The following is a 22,812-nucleotide window of genomic DNA, read 5'->3' on the forward strand; positions in this document are numbered from 1 at the left end:
TCGCTTTTTACCGGATCGGAAAGGAGAATTCCCGATGATGCCTGCTGTCGGTTGTCTTGTTTTGCACGGATTCGCTGGAGATATCCGCGATGTACTCCCCCTGGCCAACGCTCTGCGCGCCGAAGGGTATCACGTAGAATGCCCCACACTGGAAGGACACGGGCTGGACAGACGGGTACTTGCCAAAAGCACGCGCAAGGACTGGCTGCGTTCCGCAGACGAAGCCTACAAACGCCTTTCCCTGCGCGCCCAGGAGATCATCGTGATCGGTTTTTCCATGGGCGGCCTGCTCGCCATCAACCTCGTCCACCGCTATCCGGCGCGGCTTTTGATTACCATCAATACGCCTTACGCCTACTGGGATGTCGAACAGGCGCTTGCTTATTTGCGCGAGGATTTTTCTTCCCACTCGCGCAGGTATGTACAGGGACTGGTCAAAATTCCTGTCCGCAGCATGCTGCAGTTCCGTCAGTTGCTTGCCGAGACGAAAGCGATTCTGCCGCAGGTTTCGATCCCTTACGTCCTGCTGCAGTCGCGCCGGGATGACACTGTTCAGGCTCGCAGCGCCGAGCATTTGGCCAGCAGCGTTTCCCCCTCTTGCGCTCCACATATCACCTGGTATGATCGTTCCGGTCATATGATTTTTCACGATGCCGACCGGGATGACGCCATTGCCCGGGTTCTAGCTGCGGTACGCGAGCACTCTCCTGCTCCGCCACCCGAGGGAAACGAGAAGCAATGAGACACCCATGCCCGTGAACAGCAACGGCAAGCCTGCCCTTTCCTCTACCCAGAAGGCAAGCATTGGCCCTAGCGCCGCCCCCAAATCGGTCATGACCGAATAGACCATCATCGCTGACGAACTGTTTTCCCGGCGAGACGCGTCATCCGCCGCCAGTGTGTCCATGACTGTGGTCAAAATGGTGGCGGTTACCTGTATTCCAAGCAGAGCCAGCAAAAAAAGCGGCAAGGACAGGCCCGCTGCGACACAGATGAAAAGAATGGACGCTGCCAGCATCGAAATGACAAACAGCTTGCCGCGTCCGTATCGATCCGACAGCCTTCCAAACCAGGGCGCCAGCCACGGTTCCCACAGCCAGCGAGCTCCCTGCACCGCTCCGGAGATCACCGCCGAGCCGATCAGAATTCCGCCTATCACCATCGCCGGATGAAAAAGCTCAATCAGCCTGCTGAGGGTAGCCGTAAACATGCCCTGGTAGCACATCGCGACAAATAAGCCGGTCAACATCGTTGCCGCCATCCCCTTTGGCCAACGAAAAAGAGAGACAGCCTCAGACGATGGGGCCGAAGACATCCGCGGTTCTTTCACGAACGATGGCCGAATGGAGAAAAGCACCGGGAAAAACGCAAGCAATGAGGCACCTGCAAACACGAGCGCAGCCGTCTGAATGCCGCCCCATGCCGCCAAAATGGCTCCGAGGACCATCCCGACCAGACTGCCCAATCGATACAATCCGTTGTAAAGCCCCATGAAATGCCCTCTGTTGCCGTTATCTGCGACCTCCACGATGAGCGCAAATGCCCCCAGCCTCAGAAACGTCCAGGCAAGCCCCCATACCCCCCGCATGATCAGCCAGAGCCAAAAGCCTTGAAGCGAATAGGCAGCGGTGCTGACAAAGGTGAGCGCGACAGCCAGCAGCAAGCCGGAGCGTCCGCCGGAGCGCTCGTACCATTTGCTGACCAGCGGATTCAGCGGCACGCGCACCAGGCGATTGATCGAAAGAAGCACCCCTACTTCCCAAAGAGATTCCAGCCCTGCCTCTTTCCAATACAGCGGGAGAACGACGTACAGCATCGAGTCTCCCAACAAACAGAGAGCCGTCACGATTGAGAGCATGACGACTTCTTTTTTTCCTGTTTCTCTACTCCTTGAATGATCCATGCCGTTCCCCTTTACTTTCTCTGTCTTCTCTCTATACACTACGAGGTAGAATCAATCAGTTCCAATACATATTTTCGCCTGATTCATAAACAAAATGGATGATTGGAGAGAGAGCGTATGAATCTGCATGCCCTGCGCATCTTTGTTGAGGTGGCTTCCAAAGGAAACGTGACAACTGCGGCCGCTTCCCTGTCGATTAGCCAACCGGCGGTATCCGCACAGATTCGCAAGCTGGAAGCAGAGCTGGGAAAACGGCTCCTGGCCCCGAAAGGCAGAGGCATCGTCCTTACTCAGGAAGGACAATTTTTGTATGCGCGGGCACGCCGCATCTTTGATTGGGAAAAAGAGCTGGAAGCGGAGTGGGAAGACGTCAAGTCTGGCATGCGCGGCCGGCTGCGGGTCGCCTCAACCTTTCTGCCCTCGCTGTATTTTGTTCCCGCCTGGCTGGCCTCTTTTAAACGACGTTATGAGCAGGTGGAGGTGGAAATGCGCACGGGCAATTCCCAGCAATCGCTCCAGCGCCTGCTCCGCAATCAAGCTGACGTCGCCGTGATCACGAACGAGTCCTGGGACGACCACCCTGTCAGAAAAGAGCTGATCACGAATGTAGAATACTGGTTTGTCGTGCCTCGCGACCATCCTCTCGCTGGTCAGGAGGTTCCCCTGAAGGTTTTGATGCGGGAGCCGTTTCTGCTGAGAGAAACGGGCAGCTCTACACGCGAAAAGCTGTTCTCGCTCTGCCGGGAGCATGGGGTCGCCCCGCCGAGAGTCGGGCTGCAGTACCACGGCTTGGTTGAATCCATTCAATCCGTCAAGGCCGGGTATGGCGCCATGCTGGCACCAGAACCGGCTGTCAGCGATTTGGTGCAGCGAGGGGAGGTTGGCCGCGTCCGTATTACCGGCGTTGAGATCGAGCGTCCGGTATACATATGTACACGGCTGGAGGATGAAGAGATTGGTCCCATTGCTGCGCGCTTTCTTGACCTGGTTCTTGGCAGGAATGTTGACCACTAGCTTTAAGTTTGACTGAGCTGGATTTTGCAGGCACCACACAAAAGTTGCACGATGTTCCTTTCATCCTATTTATCGCTTTATGTACGGAGAGAGTTGCAAGCATATTTGAAAAAACTGCCAGGAAATCAACATGACAAAAAACAGGTCTATTATGGCGGTATCTGACCATCATTGACCTGTTTTTTGTTATGCTATTGAATAACTTTCTTTTGTTCTGGATTAAAATAGAACTTGTCAGCCACATCAATCGATCCTCCGGTTGCGGACCACTGGGAGGTCGTGTTGGTCACGACAGCAGGTGTCGCCCTCACGGTGGGCGGCGTGTTCTTTCCACCGCTGCTGCCGTTTGGCGTCTCGATCCTGGTCGGCGAAGGGATATCCGGTGTGATCGGGTACGCCTTTGGCATGCGCGGCGACGAGCTGCTGCCCCATTTTCCCGCATCGACGACCGCGTCAACGACGGTGGTAGTCGCGACGTCTTTCACAGTATCTACAACGGTGTCAATGGCCGCCGCTGAGCGAAGACAACAAAAACAGGTCTATTATTGCGGTATCTGACCATAATTGACCTGTTTCGTGTAACGCTATTACGTTAAATAGGGATACTTTTTCCAAACATTCTGTACGTACATCAATATTCGTGAATACTTCCTACAGATAGAACAAAGATTATGTTGGTGATGATGAGGTAAAGTGGTTCGTTCGGCACTGGGTAGCCGCCCCTCTATGCTAGGGAGTAATGATTATGACTCAAATGTAGCTTTATCTGGAAATACTCCCCCTTCTTTATACAAACATCTAGCCAGTCTTTGAGCCGCCCTGTCAAAATAAAATTTCGATTCGTGGGTTGAGTTTAATACTGGTTCAATTTCCCTAATAGTTTCGCTCTTTTTGTTCAATTCAATTTTTCCCAATATTTGCTCGTTCGGCCCAAAATGATAAACAACCTTCTCCTCATCCTCATAATCTTTCAGCAATAGTACAAATGACGCCATATTGATACCTCCTAAGGTCTCCATACTCTCCCTGATTTTTCAGCGGCAGAATGTGCTTTTTCGTAATCCGTCTTAAACATACCTTCAAATTTTGATTCAAAAATTTCGTGATTAAGTAGTTCAATATCCTTTTGAGTATGTGTACCATTCTGTAACCTCTGCCATGCTTGAGCAATTTCATAATCAGGGTCGAATCGTCCATACCCACTTGATTTTGCATGTTCTTTAATAAATACATGTTCCTTAATCCGTTGAATACGCCACTCCGGTATACCAGTATTCTTCGCAATGGTACTAACATCTGATGTAGAATTTCTTATTGAGTCATACATTTTGATAGCTTCTTCTTCTTGACGAAGCCATTCTTTCAGGGACAGTTCTCTACCACCAGTCTGAATTTCACTCGTCCCCTTGGAAGAAAAATACTGTAAATCAATAGGTAACAAGAATTTTGATCCACTCTGCTCAGCACCACTCTTCACCACAGCCTGCGCCGTTTCCTGCCCGGTAGAATACGCTTTGTTTAGTCCAATTGTGAATGCTAATCTAATAATTGACCACCTAGTGGTACATCGCTCATAAAAAAGTTGACCACCTGAGCACCTCTTTCCTGTATCTTGTAGTTGTCTAGACAACAAGATATAGGAGGAAAGGAAATGCTTCAGATGGCTAATTATGAGTTTATCAGGAAACAACACTTTCTGCTAGGGAAGTCGATTCGTCAAATTTCTCGCGAAACTGGCTACTCGCGTCAAGTGATACGAAAAGCCTTGACATCAACGGAAATCCCTGTATACCAGCTTTCAAAACCGAAGCCGAAGCCAGTCATTGATTTTGTCAAGCCCATCATCTTGGAATGGCTGCGTCAAGATGAACAGGCTCCCCCGAAGCAGCGTCATACTGCCAAACGTATTTACCAGAGACTCGTTGACGAACATGGATTCACCGGCGGTGAATCTACTGTACGACGCTACGTCAGAGAGTTGCGGGTTTCTCCTCCTAAAGCATTTGTCCCTCTTGATTTCCCGCCAGGGCGATTTGCCCAATTTGACTGGGGTGAGGTTACGGTTCATTTACAAGGGAAACAAGTGAAGGTTCAAGTCTTTTGTATGCGTTGCACATACAGCAGAAAGATTTTCATCAAGACATTTGCTCATCAGAAGCAAGAGGCTCTTCTCCAAGGTCATGTAGATGCTTTTGAATTTTTCGGTGCTGTTCCCCAAGTCATCACATACGACAACCTGACAACAGCCGTTAAGAAGGTATTGGAAGGCAAAAATCGCGAGGAACAAGAGCGATTTATTCAGCTACGTGCCCACTACCTGTTTGAAAGCTATTTCTGTGATCCGGGAAAAGGGCATCAAAAAGGCCAAGTGGAAAACCTCGTACAGTTTGCCCAGAGGCAATTTTTTGCACCTGTTCCTAGTGTTTCTTCTCTGGAGGAGCTAAATCAAATCCTCCTCGAAAAATGTATCTCTTACGAGAATACAACCGTTCCCCGGTCTTCCCTAACGGTTGGAGAAGCATTTGTTCAAGAGTTGCCCATCATGCTTCCATTGCCTCCACGGCCATTGGATTGTTTCCGTGTTGTACCCGTGAAAAGCAATACGCTATCCATGATCCACATTGAAAAAAATGCCTATTCCGTCCCGGTTTCCTATGCATCGACCCAACTTATTTGCCGAGTATTTGCTGAAAAAATTGAGGTGTATCACGGAAAAAGCCTGATTGCGACGCATGAGCGGTGCTTGGAAAAAGGAAAGGAGATTTTGCAATACGATCATTATCTGGATTTACTTCTTATTCGCCCAGGAGCAGTTCTTTATGCTAGACCATTGCATCAGGCAGGATTACCCGCCATTTACCAAAAGTTCTTGGACAAGTGCCGTAACCGACCAGGAGGGATGAAGGAGTTCGTTCGACTCTTGCTTTTGCACCGTGAATTCGATACTTCTCTCGTCGAAGAAGCACTGGGGGAGGCCTGCCAAAAAGGGATGTTCCAGTATGATGCCGTAAGGCAATTATTGTTTCAGCGAACATTGCCGGAACACCGTTTGCCCCAACTCTCGTTGGCGGAGGATAGCTCTGTTCCACGTATTCAGGTAAAGGCCCCAGATCTTAGCCAGTACAATCGTTTGTTACAGAAAAGGAGTGTGGTTCATTGAGTACGAGTTTCCTGCTTGAAACCTACGCGAAACGCCTTCGCTTACCTGCGATTAAACGTGTCTATAAGGAAATCGCCCATGATGCTGCTGAACGGCAAATTCCCTACGAGGAGTTCCTCTTAGCCCTACTAGAGCAAGAAGTTCAGCAAAGGGATGCTAACCAAATCGCGAGTCGCATCAAGCACGCCAAATTCCCTTCTATGAAAACGCTCGATCAATTTGAATTCTCGGCGATTCCGTCCCTCAATAAGCCCAAATTGCTTCAACTGGCTCGTTGTGAGTACATCGAAAAGGCAGAGAACATCATGTTTATCGGAAACTCTGGCACTGGCAAAACTCATCTCTCCATTGCACTCGGGAAGGAAGCTTGCCATCATGGCTATTCCGTTCAGTTTTGGACTGCCGCTAAAATATGTAACGAGCTTATGGAAGCTCAGTCCCAAAAGCGAATCCTCCAGCTAGAGAGGCAATGGTTGAAAACAGATTTGATTATTTTGGATGAAGTCGGGTTTGTCCCTCTGAGTCGGACCGGGGCGGAGTTATTATTCCAATTTTGTGCGGCCCGCTATGAGAAAGGAAGCATGATCATTACCAGTAATCTGGAATTTACGGAATGGACACAGATTTTCAAAGATGAGCAAATGACGTCAGCCCTGGTTGATCGGCTTACCCATCGTGCCCATATCTTTGCAATGAATGGAGACAGCTATCGCTTTAAGCAGAGCATTCAAAGATCGTGATCATGAAAAAGTTACCCACCCGACGGGTGGATTGATTTTTGCCATGGTGGTCAATTTTTTGATGAGCACGGTGGTCAACATTTTGATTGACATTCACATCCAATCGATCCGCCGGTCACCAGCAGCGCCCCGATGGCCGCAGCAATTACCGCCTTGCGGTAATTCACCTTTTCCCCACGCGCCCGGTCATCCATCACGCTGACCGCAAAGCCTTCGCCAGCCCCCGCCGTTTTGTTCCGCAGGACTGTCGTTGCCAAGCTGCGGGAGATCGCACTGCCGATTTGCAGGAAGCCCTGGCTGATTTGTGTGCCTGCTTTTCTCGTGAACCCTGCGACAGCCCGGACAGGTGCCGTCATATTTTTCATCGTCAAAAAATGGTGCATTTCGGTATAAAAAGAGGCTCATTCCTTCTCATTGTTCAAGTTGGAATGCGCCTTTGAAAATTAATCTGCATTTTCTTCCCCGTCTAGATATAGAAAGTATGAATTCACCAGTTCAGTTTAATTTATTTAGGGATTCTATTGCCGATCCAGCAACCTCTATAACATACCAATTTACAGCAATTAGGAAATCCGATTTTTCATTCGATACAAAGTACTCCATACCATATGAGTTTTCCATTAATTCTCCAACCAATTTGGCATCCTTTACTACAACAACTGTATTCCTATCACCACTTTCTTGATCAAAGAAAATGTAAGCAGGTTCACTCTTTAAGTATTTTGAGTATGAAAACTCGTTTCCCTCCAACGGAATAGTCAGAGTTTCTTTCCCAATCGATAAGTGTCCCGTAATTTTAAAAGGAGTAAAAATGTCTATTACTCTGTTAATGTATTGTTTAGAATCTTTCTCATCCAATATAACTACTTCTATACCTAAATTTTTACCAACTTCAGCTAATTCCTGAGTATTTGGTTTAACATTCATAAACTCATCTCCTTGTTGCTGGAACATCATCTATAAAGATATGTCCCCTAATTCTATTAGCGCCTTTTCCGGGTGTTTGATAACCTATGTGAGGTTGATGAGGGCCTTCCCCCAAAGCTCCATTAGGTTTAACATTATTCCATTCTGGTATATCCATGGTTACACTTGCACCTCCAGGTCCTGACCACTCTACAGGCACACTTTTTCCGTTTATATCTTTCCCCCACTTTGTTACTGTAAATTGATCTCTAGAAAGACCTGTACGCTTAAATGCTTCATCAAGTCCATCTTTATAAGTTTTGCCAGACCCACGTAAATCTACATCTTTTTCCGGATCAAACTTCCAGTTATTACCAGTTAAATCTTCCCCCGTCCCTTTAAGCTCCATCCGCAAATCCACAGCTCTTGCCGCCGCAATCTCTTCATCCGTCAAAGTCGTCGGTACGCCATGTTGTCTCAGAAGATCGTAAGGGTCGCCCGTTCCCTCACCTCGCAGCACAGCCTTCAGACTATCCTCAGCCTGCTCAGCACCACTCTTCACCACAGCCTGCGCCGTTTCCTGCCCGGTAGAATACGCTTTGTTTAGTCCAATCGATCCGCCGGTCACCAGCAGCGCCCCGATGGCTGCCGCAATCGTCGCCTTGCGGTAATCCACCTTTTTCCCGCGCGCCCGGTCATCCATCACGCTGACCGCAAAGCCTTCGACAGCCCCCGCCGTTTTGCTCCGCAGGACTGTCGTTGCCAAACTGCGGGAGATCGCACTGCCGATTTGCCGGAAGCCCTGGCTGATTTGTGTGCCCGCTTTTCTCGTGAACCCTGCGACAGCCCGGACAGGTGCCGTCTTTTTCACTGTCTGCATGGATAAAAAACAATGGACAATATAAAAAAGAGGCTTTCCCCCTCATGGTGTAAGTTGGAATAAGCCTTTGAAAGTTTATTAAGTGTTTGGAAGTCTTTATGGTTTGTTAGTCGTAATTGTATGATCTACCCTTAGTGATGTTAAGGGCTTGCGTATCTGAGTGTATTCCTTAAATTCTACTCTCATTATTCAAACTATTATCTTGTAGCCATTTCCTGGCTTCTTCACCTACTAGAATTACTGGTTGTTCTGGCGTCCCAATATTGATGCTTTTTATAAACGCCTCTTCTATTCCCCGAATTCCAGTTAATTTAGCTCCTTTTAATAATACTCTTTCAAACGTAGCTAATCTTATATCAGCATTACTTAAAATTGCGCTACGAAAATCCGTCTCATCAAAAAGACCAGCTATTAAATTAGCGTCTGATAAATCAGCTTTAACAAACAGCGTTTCAATACATTCACTATCAGCAAGTCTAGCAGCTTTAATATTGGCATTTGTGAAATTCACATACGAAACATTAGATTTACAGAAATCTGCTCCTTCTAAATTTGCTGATATAAAAGTTGATGAACATAGTAAAGATGATGAGAGATCTTTATGATTTAAATCCATGCCATCAAAGATACAAGCTGTAATATATGCTTGGTCTAGTGGGTACTGGGTTAAATCCATATTTCGCAAATCTATCTCATCCAAACCCAGTTTTTCACCTTGTTCTCCAATAGTTTCAATCCAAAGACGGTGCGATTCTAATTGAACGAGAATTTCTCTTTTATCAGTTGTCATACCTAACCTCCCTTATGGATACCAAATAATCCTATCTGATATTCCAGCTTCCTCTACTGCCCCTTTTAATTGCGCAACATGTTCGGGAATCATGTCACGCGTATCCACAATTACATTATAATTTTTATCCAGTTCTTTATTAATAGCCTTCATTCCGTTACTTACTGTAAATGCCCCTTTCTTAGGTGATGTATGACCATTCGGATAAGATACGAAACTTTTAACATCCCATTTTACATTATTTGTTATATCAATAAATTCTGCCCCACCATTACCTTGTGGATCACGTATAATCTTCCCTAATTTGCCTTGTTGCTCCAACTCGAGTCCTATCTCTCTTTCTTTCAAACCTTGATCCCTAATTTTACCACCATGAGAAGGATCGCCTGCTAAATCGTCAAGTTCCTTCTGAGTTCTTCCTCCGGTATAATTTCCAGCTTCATCATAAAGGCTTACCTTACTACCACCATTATCTGTCCCTTTAAGCTCCATCCGCAAATCCACAGCTCTTGCCGCCGCAATCTCTTCATCCGTCAAAGTCGTCGGTACGCCATGTTGTCTCAGAAGATCGTAAGGGTCACCCGTTCCCTCACCTCGCAGCACAGCCTTCAGACTATCCTCGGCCTGCTCAGCACCACTCTTCACCACAGCCTGCGCCGTTTCCTGCCCGGTAGAATACGCTTTGTTTAGTCCAATCGATCCGCCGGTCACCAGCAGCGCCCCGATGGCTGCCGCAATCGTCGCCTTGCGGTAATCCACCTTTTTCCCGCGCGCCCGGTCATCCATCACACTGACGGCAAAGCCTTCGCCAGCCCCCGCCGTTTTGCTCCGCAGGACTGTCGTTGCCAAACTGCGGGAGATCGCACTGCCGATTTGCCGAAAGCCCTGGCTGATTTGTGTGCCCGCTTTTTGTGTGAAGCCTGCGACAGCCCGGACAGGTGCCGTCTTTTTCACAGTCTGGACGATGGACTGCATTTTGCTGCCCGTCGTCTTCGCTACTGTTCGCAAGCCGCTTCCCACGTTGCTTGCCAGCTTCCCGATGCCTTTCCCCGTATTTCGTCCGAGGCTGGCCACTGCCCGGTACACACTGCTGTTTTTCACGGCATTTCCTGCGCTGCTGGCGGCACTTCTTACATTCTTCGCCACAGACGCTGCGCTCTGGGCCAGGCGCGTTTGCCCGATGCGTGCTGTAACTGCTCTCAGAGCGCCGCCTGCTTGTTTCGCTGTGCTTGCCAGAGCGCTGCGAAGAGCATTCACCGCCTTGCCTGCTGCGCTCGTTGCCGACCGTACCGCATTTCCTGCTTGGGTCCCCAAGCGGGCTGCGGCACGGCCAACCGAGGTTTGCCGCACCCATCTGGCTGCCGCCCCTGCCGCTTGCGCTCCTTTGCCAACGGCGGTCCGGGCAGCGCTGGTAGCCCGGCTCGTCAAGGCGGACGCTTTGCCAAGGGCATTTGCCACCGGTTTGAGGCGAGCGACTGCCGTGGCCGCTTTGCCGATTAAAGCGCCAGCACCAAAGCCCGCTGCCGACAGTACGCCGCCAAGCGCCATTTCCCGCAGCAGCTCATCGCCGCGCATGCCAAAGGCGTACCCGATCACACCGGATATCCCTTCGCCGACCAGGATCGAGACGCCAAACGGCAGCAGCGGCGGAAAGAACACGCCGCCCACGGTGAGGGCGACACCTGCTGTCGTGACCAACACGACCTCCCAGTGGTCCGCAACCCATTTTCCTGCATCGACGACCGCGTCAACGACGGTAGTCGCGACGTCTTTCACAGTATCTACGACGGTGTCAATAGCGTCCTTTACTGTTTCCTTTACGCTGTCCACGGTGGACTCCCAAAGCTCCAAGCCTTTGTCGAGCGCTTCGGAGGCTCCGCCGATCAGCCAGTCCCAAAAGCCTGGCTTGCCCTCTTTTGCTTTCAGTTCGTCGCCTTTCCCATCGGGGTCGCCGCTTTTTGGGTCAAGATCGCTGGCTGTAGGATCAAAAGGAGCGCGGGTGTTTTCATGGGCTGGAGTACCGTGCTCCGGGTCTCCGCCTTTGCCTCGGTCATCTCCACCTTTGCCTAGGTCGTCTCCACCTTTGCCCAGGTTGTCTCCACCTTTGCCCCGGTCGTCTCCGCCTCTGCCCAGGTTGTCTCCGCCTTTGCCCCGGTCGTCTCCGCCTCTGCCTAGGTCATCCCCATCCCCGCGCAAATGGCCCGGTATCCGCCCGTCCCACATTCCTTCCGCATATGTCGCGTACATGATCCTGAATCTCATCAGCTCGTCGGGAGGTGCGCCCTCTCTTCTGGTTCCGCCCGAAATCGCATCATTTCGCTCATCTGCGCGCAGCATGTTTGGCTTTGGCTTGTCTGCTGCATACGTGGCCAGCGGCAGACAAAGAATCATTGCCAGAATCAATAACAAATAGTGCTTCCGAATCACCAGTGCTCCTCCTTATTTCTCCGGACATTCCTTTTTCTGCAATCGTCTCTTTTTCATATGGTAGTATTTGGATGAAAAGGCCACATGCAGCAAAAGTATGAAAATCCAGTGGGTACAACGGAGCAAGAGGAGGGCTCTTATGCCTGCGAAACAGGAAAAAGGCCGGAGTTAACAATCAATTAATCATTTTCTCTTTGTGATTAATGGAAGGTAATTTGGAACGCCTGAAGTGCTGGCCACTTCTTTGATACCACTTTCAAGACAGGAGGCGCTCCTGTGAAGACAATCCTGATAAAAAGATTTTTCACAAGTCGGAAAATATAGAATCCGACTCCTCCTCCGTGTTATGATAAACGCCAAAGTCACACAGCGGGAGGTTCGTATGGAGAATTATTCTTTATTTATTCTGATGTCCATTCTGCTGATCATCCTTCCCGGACCAGACACAGGACTGATTACGCAAAATACACTGGCGGCAGGAAAACAGGGGGGCATGAAAACCGTTCTGGGAAGTGCCGGGGGGCTGATGATCCATACGCTCGCAGTTACTCTCGGGCTTTCCTCCATCCTGGTCAAGTCAGCGTTTCTGTTTTCCATCTTCAAATACGTCGGGGCCATCTATCTGATCTATTTGGGGATTACCTCCCTGTGGTCGCTGCGAAGAAAAGCGACTGGCGGGGATGAGACAAGCGAAAATGCCTACAAGCACAAATCTCACTTTTTTCAAGGCTTTCTCACCAATGTGCTGAATCCGAAGGTCGCCGTCTTTTTTCTGACGTTCCTGCCCCAATTTGTCAAGCCGGGTACCGGCGCCTTTTGGCAATTTCTCGCCATGGGACTTACCTATACGGTCCTGACAGTCATCTGGTTCTTCTTTTATATCCATTTCATCAACTGGATTCGGGCCTGGATGAAAAAACCGTCGACACAGCGCGTGATTCAGGGGATGACAGGCGTGGCTCTGCTCGGATTCGGCGCCAAGCTTGCCTTGGAGAAACAGCCGTAAACCGCTGGGGCAAGTTGACATTCGGTAACTGTCATGTCAGAAACGAAGTGAAACGGCAGGCTGTCCAGCATACAGCCGTCCAAGGGAAAGCTGGTTGCTGGTTGCTGGTTGCTGGTTGCTTGTTTCTTGTTTCTTGTTTCCTGTCTCCTGCTTCCTGATCCCGCCCCAGTCTTTTGCCGTAAAAGAAATGCAGATGGTTCGACCGCAAGCCAAGCTTTTTCAACAAATGTAAACGCCCTTCCTGTCAGGAAGGGCGAAATAGCAAGCTCCCTTCCTTCTTGGAATGGGAGCTTCTCTGTATCTGCGAAAATATAAGCTCACGGATGGAGCGCTTTCTCGCCTTATCCTTTGAGGCCGTTACGGGAAAACAATCGTCTTGTTGCCATACACCAGTACACGGTCCTCCAGATGCCAGCCGACGGCACGCGCCAGCACGGTGCGCTCTACCTGACGCCCCAACTGCTTGAGCGTTTCCACATCCTCCTGATGCGTCACTCTCTGCACATCCTGCTCAATGATCGGGCCTGCGTCCAGCTCCTCCGTCACGTAGTGGGCTGTCGCTCCGATCAGCTTAACGCCGCGGCGGTACGCCTGTTCATAAGGCTTGGCTCCGACGAATGCAGGCAGGAACGAATGGTGAATGTTGATGATTTGCATCGGGTACTCCTGCAAGAAGCGCGGGGACAAAATCTGCATGTAGCGAGCCAGCACCAGAAGGTCGACATTGTCCGGCACAGCGGCCAACTGGGCTTCCTCCGCCTCGGCCTTGCGATCCTTGAGGACGGGAATGTGCCGATATGGAATGCCAAAGGACTCCACCGTCTCTTTCATGTCTGGATGGTTGCTGATGACGACCTCGATGTCGGCATGCAGGGCACCCGACTTCCACAGCCAGAGCAATTCGAGCAAACAGTGGTCTTCCTTGGAAACGAAGATGGCCATTTTTTTGCGTCGGTTGGCCTCGACCAGCGACCATTCCATCGAAAAGCTTTCCGCGACCGGGCGGAACGACTCCTTGATCGCTTCATAGCGCTCGGCCAGATTGACGACGTCGAATTCGATGCGCATGAAAAAGCGGCCTGTTTCCGGGTCGGTCGTGTACTGGTCGGACTGAACGATATTGGCTCCCTGCTCGAACAGGAAATGGGATACAGCGGCGACGATCCCGGCGCGATCGGGGCAGGAAATCAGCATGCGGGCCCGATCCTTGTTCTTTTGCCGGTACGCCAGCCATTCTCTCTCTGACAAAAGATGCATGGTTCTACTCCTCCAACTTTGCTTGAAAATGTTTTTGACATTATATCATGTCCGACATTGATGCTCCGAGCGAACTTTTTTGATTGGCATGTAAAAAGAAGGCTTTGCTCAAACCTTAGTGGAGGAGATGAAAAAGGAGAAAACTGCTCAGGATGCTGTTTGAAGAAGTAACAAACCTATTTGAAAAACTTCCCGTTCCCGCTTGTTTGAAAGAGGAATTCCAAATAGCTGAAGCGAACATCTTTTACAAAAATTTTACCGAAGAGGAGAAGCAAAATGCCGCAACCGCTGTTAAAAGGGATTGAAGGTGTATTTATTCCGGTCAAAAACCCTGGATTATCTGCCAAGTGGTACGAAGAAAAATTGGGCTTCAAACTTCTTTATGTGGAAGCAGAAGCGGCCGTTTTGAAGATTTCAGATGAGTCAAAAACGGTCGTATGCCTTGTAAAAACGGTACAACACCAGCCGATGGAGTTTCCCGAAAATAACTTCGGCGTAGGCAAATACTACAACTTTATTTCGGATGACATTGAAAAAACTCACCAGCTTTTGATTGAGCAGGGAGTGAAAGTCAATTCGATTGGCGGTGAAGGGGCTACCCGATTTTTTACTTTTTACGACCCGGACGGAAATCCTTTAGGGGTTTGCCGATAGCTGAAAAAACAAAGTGCTTAACCAGTGTGTTTTTCAACTACCTTCTCAAGATGAACGCTCGCTCGTTTTCGGCCGCTTCATGAAGGAAGAGTCCGCCTCTATGACCGGCAAATGATTGAATTTTACAAAGGAGAAATGAAAGAGCCCCAGGACTTTCTTGGTCCCGGAGCCTTTATCCACCTAAGTTCTTTTCAATCCTGAATCCTGCCTCAGATTGATTTCCATCTGATAAGTCACGCATAGTATGGTGAGATTACCCAGATTTCTTTTAAACATCAGATCCTCTGATCTTTCTCCTGTCCTTCGCCCCGCTATACTCCCCCCTGCCCTTCCTCCTCCGTAAAACAGCGCGAACGAGTGAGGAACCTGACGCCGTGAGGAGCTTCCAGAGAAAAGCCGCTGCCCCTGCCGACTACGACGTCGATGATAAGCTGCGTGTGCTTCCAGTATTCGTACTGCGCTGCTCCGATGTAGAACGGGCAGCCGCCGATTTCCCCGAGGAGCACGTCTTGATCGCCCACCCGGAACTCCCCTTGGGGATAGCACATCGGAGCGCTGCCATCGCAGCAGCCGCCTGACTGGTGAAACATGAGCGGGCCATGCTGCTCTCGGAGCTTGTCGATCCAGACCAGCGCTTCCGGAGTCGCTACTACCTTTTGGACCATCACTTTGCCCTCCGTATGATGACTTCTCTCACCAATTAGAAAAATCCGAGTGCATTCGGGCTGTAGCTGACCAGCAGGTTTTTCGTTTGCTGATAGTGGCCGAGCATCATCTTGTGCGTTTCACGGCCGATGCCTGACTGTTTGTATCCGCCAAAGGCCGCGTGGGCCGGGTAGGCGTGATAGCAGTTGGTCCAGACACGGCCCGCCTGGATTCCGCGTCCGAGCCGGTAAGCCGTGTTGATGTCACGCGTCCAGACGCCTGCGCCGAGGCCGTAGAGCGTGTCGTTGGCGATCGCCAGCGCTTCGTCAAAATCCGCAAAGGAAGTGACCGACACGACTGGTCCAAAGATTTCCTCCTGGAAAATGCGCATGCTGTTGTTCCCGGCGAAGATCGTCGGCTTCACATAGTATCCGTCCGCCAGATCGCCCGGCAGCACATTTCGCTCGCCCCCGGTGAGCACCTCTGCCCCTTCCTGCTTGCCGATATCGATGTAGGAAAGAATTTTCTCTAGCTGATCGCTGGACGCTTGGGCCCCGATCATCGTCTCCGTATCCAGCGGGTTGCCTTGTTTGATTTGTTTGGTCCGCTCGACGGCTCTCTCGATGAACTCCCCGTAAAAGCTTTGCTGTACCAAGGCGCGGGACGGGCAGGTGCACACTTCGCCCTGATTGAGGGCGAACATCGTGAAGCCTTCCAGGGCTTTGTCGGCAAAAGCATCCTGCTGGTCAAAGACATCTTTGAAAAAGATATTCGGAGACTTGCCGCCCAGCTCCAGCGTCACGGGAATGATGTTCTCGGAAGCGTACTGCATGATCAGACGTCCTGTCGTGGTTTCCCCGGTAAAGGCGATCTTGGCGATTCTCTTGTTGGTGGCGAGCGGCTTCCCTGCCTCGATGCCGAAGCCGTTGACCACGTTGACCACGCCGGGCGGCAGCAGGTCCCCGATGAGCTCCATCAGCACCATGATGCTGGCGGGTGTCTGCTCTGCCGGCTTCAGGACGACGCAGTTGCCTGCCGCCAGCGCCGGAGCCAGCTTCCACGTCGCCATCAAGAGCGGGAAATTCCAGGGGATGATCTGCCCCACCACGCCCAGCGGTTCATGGAAATGGTAGGCGACCGTGTCATTGTCGATTTGGCTGATGGTTCCCTCCTGGGCCCGAACGACACCAGCAAAATAGCGGAAATGGTCGATGGCAAGCGGCAGGTCGGCATTGAGCGTCTCGCGAATCGGCTTGCCGTTGTCCCACGTCTCCGCCACGGCCAGCATCTCCAGATTTGCCTCCATCCGGTCTGCGATCCGGTTTAAAATAAGGGCTCGCTCTGCGACAGACGTACTGCCCCACGCTGTCTTTGCAGCATGGGAAGCGTCCAGGGCCTTTTCAATGTCTTCCGCCCGGGACCGGGCTACCTCGCAGAACACCTTTCCATTGACCGGGGAAACGTTTTCAAAATACTCCTCCTGTACAGGAGCTACCCACTCGCCGCCAATATAGTTTTCATAGCGCGTGCGAAACGTTACTTTGCTGGCGGGTTGTCCCGGCTGTGTGTAGATCATCCTCAAAATCCCTCCCATAAATTACCCGCTTACTCCATCGTCAGAACGACGCGTCCGTTGATCTGTCCTTTTACCATCCGGTCAAACACTTCGTTGATCTTGTCGAGCGGCTGTGTCTCGATAATGGCCTTCACTTTTCCCCGGGCGGCGAATTCAAGCGCCTCCTGCATATCCTTGCGCGTGCCGACAATCGACCCTTTTACCGAAACGCCGTTCAATACGGTGTCAAAGATCGGGATCGGCAACTCGTCATTGGGCAGACCGACGACGACGACTGAGCCCCCGCGCCGAACGGAACGGTACGCCTGTTCAAAAGCCTTTTTGGTAACGGCAACACTGATCGCTGCATGCGCGCCGCCGATCTCTTCGGAAATCGCCTGAACCGGATCGACCTTGGCCCCGTTCACCGTGACATCGGCTCCCAGTTCTTTGGCCAGCTCCAGCTTCTCATCGTGGATGTCTACCGCCGCCACGTTGTAGCCCATCGCCTTGGCGTACTGGAGCGCCAAATGTCCCAGTCCTCCAATGCCGTAAATCGCCACCCACTCGCCCGGCTTTACATTTGCTACCTTGAGCGCCTTGTATGTCGTGACGCCGGCGCAAAGGATCGGCGCTGCATCCACATCGCTGATTCCGTCCGGGATTTTGGCTACATAGGCTGCCGGAGCCTTGCAGTACTCCGCATAGCCGCCGTCCACCGAGTATCCGCCGTTCTGCTGTTTCTGGCACAGCGTTTCCCAGCCGGTCAGGCAGTAGTCGCACTCGCCGCAGGCAGAGTACAGCCAGGGGATGCCCACACGGTCTCCCACCTTCAAGGAGGCGACTCCCTCTCCCACTTTTTCGACGACCCCGACGCCTTCGTGACCGGGAATGACCGGAAGCTTCGGCTTGACGGGCCAGTCCCCGTGAGCTGCGTGCAGATCCGTATGGCAGACGCCGCATGCTTTGATCCTTACCAGCACCTCCCCTGGACCAATTTCTGGAACAGGCACTTCCTTCACTTCCAATTTCTCGTGAAACTGATTGACGACTGCTGCTTTCATGAAGAATCCCTCCTTGAAAATTGAGTGGGTCACTCTGGAGTTTTCTTCATGCAACCAACATGCCAGTTCTAAATAATACCAATTTTCAGGAAAAATATGCAGGTTCGGCCAAAATTTTGGCACCCGGGACAAAATAACGGCCCATCAGCCGACGATTTGTCCTTGGAAGCAATTTCAAGCCATATTACAATGAAAACGAGAACAGCTAATTTGGAAATAAAGGGGTGTTCAGATGCAAATATCCAAGTTCGCCACTCCGGAAATCATTTTTGGCAACCAGTCGATCAGCCAGATCGGGGAAAGCTTGAGCCGCTTGGGAGCCAGAAAGGTCTTTCTCGTCAGCGACCCGGGAGTCCTTGATGCCGGATGGGCAGAGCAAGCCATCAAGTATATAAAAGAGAGCAACCTGGATTACCACCTCTGGACCCATGTGACCCCCAATCCGAAAGATTACGAGATTCACGCCGGTGCCGCGGAATACCGTGCCCACGAATGCAATGCCATCGTCGGCGTCGGCGGAGGAAGCGCGATGGATGCAGCCAAAGCAATTGCCCTGCTCGGCACAAACGACGGAAGCATTCTTCAATACGAAGGCGTGGACAAAATCGAACGGCCTCTGCCGCCCATGGTGATGCTTCCGACCACAGCCGGTTCCGGCTCTGAAGTTTCGCAATTTTCAATTATCGTTGACTCTGCCCGCAAGGTGAAAATGGCGATCATCTCCAAGTCGCTGATTCCCGACATCGCGATCATCGACCCGCAGACGCTGATGACAAAGGACGGCCGGCTGACTGCCAACACCGGCATCGATGCCCTGACCCACGCTATCGAATCTTACATTTCGCTGGCCGCCACGCCGCTAACCGAAGTGCTCTCTCTTTCCGCGATGCGGATCATCTCCCAAAACCTGCGGCCTTCTGTTGCCAGTCAATACAATCTCGAAGCCAAGCAAGCGATGGCGATGGCCAGTCTGCAAGCCGGCATTGCCTTTTCCAACGCCATTTTAGGGGCCGTTCACGCCATGTCGCATCAGCTCGGAGGCCTGCTGGATACTCCACACGGCGAGGTGAACGCGATTCTGCTTCCCTACGTGCTGGAATACAATTACATTGCCGCCCCGGAAAAATACCGCAAGATGGCGGAAGCGATGGGTGAAAACGTCGCCGGACTCAGCCTCCACGATGCTTCGCGGCTGATGATGAAAGCCGTTACCAATCTCACCGGCGACCTGCAGATCCCTGTCACTTTGTCCGAATTGGGCCTGCAGCCCGAGCATATCGAGCTATTGAGCCGCAACGCCGTTCAGGACGTATGCATGGCCACCAATCCCCGCGACATGAGCGCAGAAGACGTCAAGGCCCTGTTCCAAAAAGCCATGTAGGAGGACGTATGCATCACAAAAGGGAAATCCTCGAAAAGCTGACCGGCGTGGAATCGTCGCGCAAAACGTACTATAAGGAGCTCAACCTCGTCGTCGATGAGATGAAAAAGAAAAACCGACAGCTGGAGGTTATGAATCGCCTGACCAAAATCCAGGTAGACGCCGACTGGACGGAAGTCAGTCTCTATTTGGCCGAGCAGCTTTCCCGGCTGATCCCGTTCGATCAGTTCATCCTTACCCTGGTCGAGCGAGCGACGATGTTTTCCCACATCGCACAGCGCGAGCAGGATGACTGGCACTGCCGTACAGTTACGCGCCCGCTTCAGCAAAAAACACCTGTCAGCACCGAACAGTTGAACGCCCTGCTTCAAACGGAGCATCCGGACTGCCATGTGACATCGGTTGCGCTGCAAAGCAGGCTGCAGCGCGTATTCGGCTTTCTCACGCTGCTGCACGATACGCCTGTCGAAAATGATTCCGAGCACCTTGTCCTGTTCCAGCAAATCGCCGAGCACGTCGGCGTTTCCGTGGAAAACATGATTTTGTTCAAAGATGTGAGCGAGAAAGTGAAAATCGAAGCACAGCTTGTTCAATCGGCGAAAATGGCAGCAATCGGCGAGATGGCAGCGGGCGTGGCTCACGAGTTGAACAGCCCGTTGACGGCGATTCTCGGCAACATCCAGCTCCTGATGAGGGAAATCAAGACAGAGCCGTATTCGCAAATGATGAACGATATATATCAATGCGGTGTCCGTTCCAAGAAGATCATCCAAAATCTGCTGACCTTCTCCAGGCAGGAGGAATATCCCTTCGAGCGGCTGAACATGAACGATCTGGTCGAGGATGTTCTCGGCTTGATCGGCTACCAGCTTACCGTCTCCGGGGTGACCATCGCCAAAAAACGGTCGGACAAGCCGCTGCTTTTCCGGGGCAGCCGGCACCAGATCGAACAGATCATCATCAATCTCTTGCTCAATGCCCGCGACGCCCTTCAAGGTGTGCCGTCACCGACGATCACCATCGAAACCTTCCAAACCTTTTTGCCAGAAGGCCCATTTGTCGGCTTATCCGTTCACGACAACGGCGTCGGCATTGAAAAAGAGCATCTTCCGCAAATCTTTCATCCTTTTTTTACGACCAAGGAGCAAGCCAAGGGAACGGGACTCGGCCTGTCGGTCAGTCTGGGCATTGCCGAGTCCCACGACGGCAAGCTGATGGCCCAAAGCGAGGCGGGCAAGTTCAGCTGCTTCACCTTGCTGCTGCCAACTACAGCTCATGAGGAGAATGACGGTGAATAGGAAAAACGTACTCATCATCGATGACGAAGTGGAAGTGACTTCCTTCTTTACGTATTTTCTCAAGGCGAAAAACTGCCATGTGACCGTCGCCCATTCTGGAAAAGAAGTGGAGCTTTTGCTTGCAGACAACGCTTCCGCCGGGTATCAGTTGGCGCTGATTGATTTGAAGCTGCCCGATGCCAATGGACTGGAGCTGCTGACGGCCATCAAGAACCGGTTTCCCGCGTGCGAAGCCATGGTCATGACCGGCTACAGCACGATCAAATCCGCTGTCACCGCCATGCAGCTCGGTGCCAGAGACTACCTGGAAAAGCCTTTTGACGACCTGGACAGCCTGGAGACGGCCATACTTTCCGTCCTGGAGAAAAGCACCGAGCGCTATGATCGGCTGGCCCAGACAGCCCGCCACTACGGCATGGTTTACGCACCGGCAAGCCCCATGGTGAAAGTATTGTCCCTCGCCGAGAAGCTGGCCAAAAAGGCAATCAATATCCTGATCGAGGGCGAGACCGGCACCGGCAAGGAGCTGATGGCCCGCTTTCTCCACGGTACAAGCACGCGGTCATCCTTCCCCTTCGTCGGCATAAACTGCGGCGCGATCCCGGAAACGCTGCTGGAGAGCGAATTGTTCGGCCATGAAAAAGGGGCCTTTACAGGAGCCGTAAAGGCGCGGAAAGGCTTTTTTGAGCTGGCCCATAATGGCACCCTGTTCCTCGATGAGATCGGAGAGGCTCCCCTGTCCATTCAGGTCAAGCTGCTGCGCGTCATCGAGACGGGCGAGTTCATGCGCATCGGCGGGGAGCAGACGTTGAAGAGCAACATCCGGTTCATCTCGGCGACGAACCGAAGTCTGGAGCAGGAAGTGGAAAAGAACGGGTATCGCGCCGATTTGCTGTACCGGCTGGAGGGGGTAAAGCTGTCCATCCCGCCGCTGCGGGAGCGGCCCGATGATATACCGTTCATCGTCCAGGACTATCTGGAAAAGAAATTTGGCGGCACACGCCGGGTCGATGCGGAAGCGATGGCCCAGCTTACAGCCTATCACTGGCCGGGAAATGTGCGGCAGCTGCTCAACGTAATGAACCAAACCGCTGCCATACACGATTGCCCGGTTTTGCTGCCGGAACACCTGCCCGCAAATATCGTCGAAAGCTCGCCTCGTTCCCTCGCAAATACAAACGGACCGCTTGCTGTCCACCGTTTTGTGGAGCAGGAAGCGATCCGCTTTGTCGAGAGCGTCGTCGACCGGATTGGGTCGGTAGACGAGATTCATTTTGAGCAGCTAATGGAACGAATTCGCAGGCTGGAGACAGAGATCGGCCGTCACATCATCCTGAAAGGCCTTAAAGAGACGGACGGAAACAGGCAGCTGCTCAGCGAAAAGCTGGGCATTTCCAAGCGTACGCTCCGCTACATCCTCAATGAAAAAGAGTAAGGAACATACTGTCATGGACGGTTGGCGATACCGTACAACAGAATATCCACCGTGGCTGCGACCTGTTCCTCGTCCGTGCGCTTGGCAAACTCGTCCGGATCGGTCACATGCTTGAACAGCACCAAACCAATCAGGGAGGAGAGGATCGCCCGGAACACGGCATCAGACGGGAGCGGCCGCAGCTCGCCTGCCTCCGTCCGATCCTTGATCAACTGGGCGGCAAGCCGCTTGATTTCTTGAAAGACCGTAGACAAAAGCGTCTCGCGAATCTCGTCGTGGAAAAACGCCTCCTGCAGCAAAATGCGGACATGCTTCTCGTTGGCCGCCACCAGGCTCAAGCGGTTTTGGTACAGCTCCTGAAGAATTTCGCCGAACGAAAGCTCTTTTTGTCTGTTGAAAATCTCCCGCACATCACGGAGGATAAACGGGGTGGCAATTTTGACGAGGACAGGCGCCACGACAGCCAGCAAAATGTCCTTCTTGGATTTGTAGTGGCGGAAAATGGTCCCTTCCGCCACGCCCGCCTCCTTGGCGATCTCCGCTGTCGAGCTTGCATGAAAGCCTTTGGTCGCAAACAGCTTGATCGACGCCTGCATGATGCTGCGCTGCTTTTCCGTCATTTCGCTCTCGTCCTTCAGCTCCTCGACGAACTGCAACAGACTCTCTTCAAACGATTTACCAGAATCCACGGCCTCGC

Annotated in this window: 24 protein-coding genes; 10 read left to right on the plus strand and 14 right to left on the minus strand. The window is 51.7% G+C overall.

All coding sequences use genetic code 11. The features are described 5' to 3' along the window. Window positions 1-34 precede the first annotated feature (34 nt). The gene (locus NSQ24_RS21785) at window positions 35-742 is read left to right on the plus strand and encodes an alpha/beta fold hydrolase (protein WP_003391219.1); all 708 of its coding nucleotides are present in this window, start codon (window positions 35-37) and stop codon (window positions 740-742) included. On the opposite strand, the gene NSQ24_RS21790 is transcribed toward NSQ24_RS21785, so the two are convergent. Further along, window positions 683-1,903: an MFS transporter gene (locus NSQ24_RS21790; RefSeq protein WP_024985372.1), complete on the minus strand. Its 1,221-nt coding sequence runs from the start codon at window positions 1,901-1,903 to the stop codon at window positions 683-685. The genes NSQ24_RS21785 and NSQ24_RS21790 overlap by 60 nt on opposite strands. A 117-nt stretch (window positions 1,904-2,020) precedes the next feature. On the opposite strand from NSQ24_RS21790, the gene NSQ24_RS21795 reads away from it, so the two are divergent. Further along, window positions 2,021-2,917: a LysR family transcriptional regulator gene (locus NSQ24_RS21795; RefSeq protein WP_024985373.1), complete on the plus strand. Its 897-nt coding sequence runs from the start codon at window positions 2,021-2,023 to the stop codon at window positions 2,915-2,917. Window positions 2,918-3,108: 191 nt separating this feature from the next. On the opposite strand, the gene NSQ24_RS21800 is transcribed toward NSQ24_RS21795, so the two are convergent. From NSQ24_RS21800 to NSQ24_RS21810, 3 genes are all read right to left on the minus strand, one after another. Beyond that, window positions 3,109-3,402 carry a hypothetical protein gene (locus NSQ24_RS21800; protein WP_141334292.1) on the minus strand — a complete coding sequence of 98 codons (294 nt, stop codon included), beginning with the start codon at window positions 3,400-3,402 and terminating at the stop codon, window positions 3,109-3,111. A 258-nt stretch (window positions 3,403-3,660) separates the two neighbouring features. Further along, window positions 3,661-3,912, minus strand: a complete 252-nt coding sequence (locus NSQ24_RS21805) for a hypothetical protein (protein ID WP_003391210.1) — start codon at window positions 3,910-3,912, stop codon at window positions 3,661-3,663. Window positions 3,913-3,923: 11 nt separating this feature from the next. Then, window positions 3,924-4,397 carry a hypothetical protein gene (locus NSQ24_RS21810; protein ID WP_339166567.1) on the minus strand — a complete coding sequence of 158 codons (474 nt, stop codon included), beginning with the start codon at window positions 4,395-4,397 and terminating at the stop codon, window positions 3,924-3,926. Between the two features lie 171 nt (window positions 4,398-4,568). On the opposite strand from NSQ24_RS21810, the gene istA reads away from it, so the two are divergent. Further along, window positions 4,569-6,077, plus strand: coding sequence for an IS21 family transposase (istA, locus tag NSQ24_RS21815; RefSeq protein WP_251256056.1), 1,509 nt, complete (start codon window positions 4,569-4,571; stop codon window positions 6,075-6,077). Continuing rightward, on the plus strand, window positions 6,074-6,817 hold the full coding sequence (gene istB, locus NSQ24_RS21820) for an IS21-like element helper ATPase IstB (RefSeq protein ID WP_025846873.1): 744 nt from the start codon (window positions 6,074-6,076) through the stop codon (window positions 6,815-6,817). The genes istA and istB overlap by 4 nt, the downstream gene beginning before the upstream one ends. A 74-nt stretch (window positions 6,818-6,891) precedes the next feature. Here the strand turns inward: istB and NSQ24_RS21825 are convergent, their stop codons facing one another. The 5 genes from NSQ24_RS21825 to NSQ24_RS21845 all read right to left on the minus strand — a co-directional run bounded on the left by NSQ24_RS21825 (window position 6,892) and on the right by NSQ24_RS21845 (window position 11,820). Beyond that, on the minus strand, window positions 6,892-7,173 hold the full coding sequence (locus NSQ24_RS21825) for a hypothetical protein (protein ID WP_339166569.1): 282 nt from the start codon (window positions 7,171-7,173) through the stop codon (window positions 6,892-6,894). 139 nt (window positions 7,174-7,312) lie between these two features. Next, window positions 7,313-7,744: a hypothetical protein gene (locus tag NSQ24_RS21830; RefSeq protein WP_194247082.1), complete on the minus strand. Its 432-nt coding sequence runs from the start codon at window positions 7,742-7,744 to the stop codon at window positions 7,313-7,315. A 4-nt stretch (window positions 7,745-7,748) separates the two neighbouring features. Continuing rightward, window positions 7,749-8,603: a polymorphic toxin type 47 domain-containing protein gene (locus NSQ24_RS21835; RefSeq protein ID WP_338463264.1), complete on the minus strand. Its 855-nt coding sequence runs from the start codon at window positions 8,601-8,603 to the stop codon at window positions 7,749-7,751. A 169-nt stretch (window positions 8,604-8,772) separates the two neighbouring features. Beyond that, window positions 8,773-9,393 (minus strand): pentapeptide repeat-containing protein, encoded by a 621-nt coding sequence (locus NSQ24_RS21840; RefSeq protein WP_122957766.1) that lies wholly within the window; start codon window positions 9,391-9,393, stop codon window positions 8,773-8,775. A 12-nt stretch (window positions 9,394-9,405) separates the two neighbouring features. Next, window positions 9,406-11,820: a hypothetical protein gene (locus tag NSQ24_RS21845; RefSeq protein WP_339166570.1), complete on the minus strand. Its 2,415-nt coding sequence runs from the start codon at window positions 11,818-11,820 to the stop codon at window positions 9,406-9,408. Window positions 11,821-12,202: 382 nt separating this feature from the next. Between NSQ24_RS21845 and NSQ24_RS21850 the strand changes: the two genes are divergently transcribed. Continuing rightward, window positions 12,203-12,826 carry a LysE family translocator gene (locus NSQ24_RS21850; RefSeq protein WP_339166571.1) on the plus strand — a complete coding sequence of 208 codons (624 nt, stop codon included), beginning with the start codon at window positions 12,203-12,205 and terminating at the stop codon, window positions 12,824-12,826. Between the two features lie 357 nt (window positions 12,827-13,183). On the opposite strand, the gene purU is transcribed toward NSQ24_RS21850, so the two are convergent. Beyond that, window positions 13,184-14,083 carry a formyltetrahydrofolate deformylase gene (gene purU, locus NSQ24_RS21855; protein ID WP_003391707.1) on the minus strand — a complete coding sequence of 300 codons (900 nt, stop codon included), beginning with the start codon at window positions 14,081-14,083 and terminating at the stop codon, window positions 13,184-13,186. A 152-nt stretch (window positions 14,084-14,235) separates the two neighbouring features. Between purU and NSQ24_RS21860 the strand changes: the two genes are divergently transcribed. Next, window positions 14,236-14,388, plus strand: coding sequence for a hypothetical protein (locus NSQ24_RS21860; RefSeq protein ID WP_157211866.1), 153 nt, complete (start codon window positions 14,236-14,238; stop codon window positions 14,386-14,388). Then, complete coding sequence (locus tag NSQ24_RS21865) at window positions 14,360-14,737, plus strand: VOC family protein (RefSeq protein ID WP_003391708.1); 378 nt, start codon at window positions 14,360-14,362, stop codon at window positions 14,735-14,737. The genes NSQ24_RS21860 and NSQ24_RS21865 overlap by 29 nt, the downstream gene beginning before the upstream one ends. A gap of 311 nt (window positions 14,738-15,048) precedes the next feature. Here the strand turns inward: NSQ24_RS21865 and NSQ24_RS21870 are convergent, their stop codons facing one another. The 3 genes from NSQ24_RS21870 to adhP are packed head-to-tail and all read right to left on the minus strand — an operon-like array spanning window position 15,049 to window position 18,001. After that, a complete protein-coding gene (locus tag NSQ24_RS21870; protein ID WP_122958197.1) occupies window positions 15,049-15,402 on the minus strand; it encodes a DUF779 domain-containing protein in 354 nt (117 codons plus the stop codon). A 35-nt stretch (window positions 15,403-15,437) separates the two neighbouring features. Then, the gene (adh, locus tag NSQ24_RS21875) at window positions 15,438-16,958 is read right to left on the minus strand and encodes an aldehyde dehydrogenase (RefSeq protein WP_339166573.1); all 1,521 of its coding nucleotides are present in this window, start codon (window positions 16,956-16,958) and stop codon (window positions 15,438-15,440) included. Window positions 16,959-16,987: 29 nt separating this feature from the next. Continuing rightward, window positions 16,988-18,001 (minus strand): alcohol dehydrogenase AdhP, encoded by a 1,014-nt coding sequence (gene adhP, locus NSQ24_RS21880; RefSeq protein WP_003391711.1) that lies wholly within the window; start codon window positions 17,999-18,001, stop codon window positions 16,988-16,990. A gap of 232 nt (window positions 18,002-18,233) precedes the next feature. Between adhP and NSQ24_RS21885 the strand changes: the two genes are divergently transcribed. The 3 genes from NSQ24_RS21885 to NSQ24_RS21895 are packed head-to-tail and all read left to right on the plus strand — an operon-like array spanning window position 18,234 to window position 22,115. Continuing rightward, window positions 18,234-19,382 (plus strand): iron-containing alcohol dehydrogenase, encoded by a 1,149-nt coding sequence (locus NSQ24_RS21885; protein ID WP_339166574.1) that lies wholly within the window; start codon window positions 18,234-18,236, stop codon window positions 19,380-19,382. 8 nt (window positions 19,383-19,390) lie between these two features. Next, the gene (locus tag NSQ24_RS21890) at window positions 19,391-20,680 is read left to right on the plus strand and encodes an ATP-binding protein (protein ID WP_003391713.1); all 1,290 of its coding nucleotides are present in this window, start codon (window positions 19,391-19,393) and stop codon (window positions 20,678-20,680) included. Beyond that, on the plus strand, window positions 20,673-22,115 hold the full coding sequence (locus NSQ24_RS21895; RefSeq protein WP_339166576.1) for a sigma-54 dependent transcriptional regulator: 1,443 nt from the start codon (window positions 20,673-20,675) through the stop codon (window positions 22,113-22,115). Before NSQ24_RS21890 ends, NSQ24_RS21895 begins: the two co-directional genes overlap by 8 nt. An 11-nt stretch (window positions 22,116-22,126) precedes the next feature. Here the strand turns inward: NSQ24_RS21895 and NSQ24_RS21900 are convergent, their stop codons facing one another. Continuing rightward, a complete protein-coding gene (locus NSQ24_RS21900; RefSeq protein ID WP_003391715.1) occupies window positions 22,127-22,804 on the minus strand; it encodes a TetR/AcrR family transcriptional regulator in 678 nt (225 codons plus the stop codon). Window positions 22,805-22,812: the final 8 nt, after the last annotated feature.

It is taken from the genome of Brevibacillus sp. FSL L8-0520, from assembly GCF_037963895.1.
Taxonomy (GTDB): Bacteria; Bacillota; Bacilli; order Brevibacillales; family Brevibacillaceae; genus Brevibacillus; species Brevibacillus borstelensis.